The sequence below is a fragment of the Flavobacterium sp. genome (assembly GCF_049590715.1).
In the GTDB taxonomy this organism is placed as follows: domain Bacteria; phylum Bacteroidota; class Bacteroidia; order Flavobacteriales; family Flavobacteriaceae; genus Flavobacterium.
In genome coordinates, this window is record NZ_JBAWDL010000201.1 from 1 (window position 1) to 2,657 (window position 2,657).

A 2,657-nucleotide genomic window follows, 5' to 3' on the forward strand; every position below is an offset into this window, starting at 1 on the left:
AAACAGTATTGCAACTGTAAATACTCTTAAAAAGAAATGATTCATTATTTATATTTTAAATTATATTTTATTAAAGATTGACACCAGTACCTTGAAATCTACTATCATGATCCCACATAATTATCCACGGATCTCTCGTGTCTTTTTGAAAGGCTCTCAATTTGGTTTTCATCGAATCCAAAACAGGAGCGAATTTTTTGTTGGTTGCTAAATTATTTACCTCATCAGGATCGTTTTTTAAATCAAACAATTCAAATTCTGGATGGTGCAAATACGCATCGACAGTGCGTTTTCCATAGTTTTTACCTTTATCTCTATAGACTTGTTGCCAAGTGGACGAAGCCCACAAATCCGATGCGAAAGGATATTCTAAAGGATGGGCAATATTCCAAATTAATTTATAATCTCCCTTACGCACCACACGCATTGGGTAATACATTGTAATTTCGTGAAAAGTATGCGAAGCATTGATTTGATCCCAACCTTTTGGATTTTCTTCATCGATAATCGAATTGAAAGAACGGCCGTGGAATTTGGTTTTGCCAGCATCGACACCTGCCATGTCTAAAATAGTTGGCGTTAAATCTACCCATGAAATCATGGCTTTGTTTACATTTCCTTTTTTGGTTTTAAAAGGATCTTTGATGATACAAGGCAGTTTAATTCCAGGTTCATAAACAGTGGTTTTAGCACCGGGAAAAGCCATTCCGTTATCCGAAATATAAAACACAATGGTATTTTTATCTTTTCCAGCGGCTTTTAGCATGTTCATCAATTTCCCAAAACCTTGGTCAATACGAGAAATACTTTGATAATACTGTGCTATTTCCTCTCTAGATTGTTTCGTGTCAGGTAAAAAGGAAGGTACTACAACATCTTTAGGATCATAGACTGTCGTTTTTACTCCAAGAAATCCTTCTGGTTTATTTCCAAAACTATTGGGAGCATCCCATCTGCTTGGATCCGTTGATTTTTCACGGTGTGGATCATCGGTACAGAAATACAAGAAAAATGGCTTGTCTGACTTTAAAACATCAGCACATTTTTCAGCCATTTCATAGGTATTTCTTGGATTGGCTTTTAGTTCTTCTTGAAAATGATATACTTTTTCGGGCGCTACGTGGTATTTTCCAATTCTAGCTGTGAGATAACCATTTTCTTCTAATAAAACGGGTAGTGTTTTTACATCATCAAAAGTACTAAAATGATGATAATCATGCACATGCCCATACGACCCTGTTGCATGCCCATATTTCCCTGATAGAATCACAGAACGACTAGCAGCACAGCTAGCACTAGTACAATAGGCATTGGTAAATCGAGTTCCTTCGGCGGCAAGCTTATCTAGATTAGGCGTTTGAATCACAAGATTCCCGTAAGCACCTAATGCATCTATTCCATGATCATCGGCAACAAAAAGAATAATATTCGGTTTTGAACTTCCGCTTTCATTTGCTTCTACTTTGTTTTTACATCCTGTAATTAACAACAGAAAAACGAAAGTTAATAGTACAATTAAACACGATATTTTTACGTAATTTTTCATTTAATATTCTCGTTTATTTCTTTTGTAATCAAAAAAGAAAGTTAGCAATTTAAAATTAAAACCTCTTTTAAGCGTTTTACTTTTTATCCATTATCAGATAATGATTACCCTTCTTAAAAACTATACATTTCCTTTTCAAAAGTACTCAAAATAGCAGTCTACTCATTATTTGTGAGTACATTTGCTGTATCTGTGAGTAAAAAATACAGGATTTATCGACTTATAGCACACAATTAAAGGTTTTAATAGTTTTTAAAACAAAAAAATGATTTTGATTTATTTATAAAAAACAAATCAAAATCATTTTACCAGATACTATTCTAGTATGATTTTCTCTAAAAACCGTTGTTGTTTTTGATTACTAATGTGGGTTCAGATGCTTTATCTGTTTTTATAAATTTTGTTGCTGTACCCTCATATTTATTTCCTATAATGGATACGTTTTTGCAATTTTCTAAATCAAATAAATATGCTTTTGGATACAATTGTTTTAATATAGTTGTTTGTTTTATGGTATTGTTTTTAATCGTTAAACCATCCACTCGTTCTGCCCAAACGATACGGTTATCAAAGGTGTCAATTAAATTATCTTCGAACAGAATATTTCGGTCGTAAATCTCCGTTTGATTAAAAGATTTCCCTAAAGTGGGAGCAATCCATAAAACGGAATGTTCAGCACCTCCATGAGCACAGTCAACAAAATGATTTTTACGGATAATAACATCTTCTACAGCACCCGACTCAAACCAATTTAAAGTTTCTCCTTTAAAACCAATTGATGACATTTCAGAAGAAAGATAATTGTTTTCGATTATGATTTTCAAAGGGGTTTTGAGCATCATGTTACGAGCTCTAAGTTTCGTTATCCTACATCCTCTCATGGTAAAAGAAGGATTCCACGTTTTATTTTCTAAAATATCATTTGCTTTTAAAGTTGTTGGAATTTTATTTTTAAATTTTAAAATGGAATATGTTTCATCTATGACCTTCACTGAAACAACCTCATTTACAGTTCCTCGTTGTGGACTTGGATTTTGGATAAACCAAACCTCATCTCCTATTCCTGCAAACTCAATCCCGAATTGTTGCCAATGTTGCAATGCAATTTTAA

Annotated in this window: 2 protein-coding genes; both read right to left on the bottom strand. The window is 33.2% G+C overall.

Translation table 11 applies throughout. The features are described from left to right. Positions 1 to 70 precede the first annotated feature (70 nt). Positions 71 to 1,546 (bottom strand): sulfatase family protein, encoded by a 1,476-nt coding sequence (locus WBQ70_RS09015; protein WP_423913138.1) that lies wholly within the window; start codon positions 1,544 to 1,546, stop codon positions 71 to 73. Positions 1,547 to 1,881: 335 nt separating this feature from the next. Next, the coding region (locus tag WBQ70_RS09020; protein WP_423913141.1) for an alpha-1,3-galactosidase-related protein at positions 1,882 to 2,657 on the bottom strand (776 nt) is incomplete at its 5' end.

Bases quoted from the DNA above. Each gene is read 5' to 3' on its own strand.
- WBQ70_RS09015 (WP_423913138.1), bottom strand. From the start codon at position 1,546: ATGAAAAATTACGTAAAAATATCGTGTTTAATTGTACTATTAACTTTC.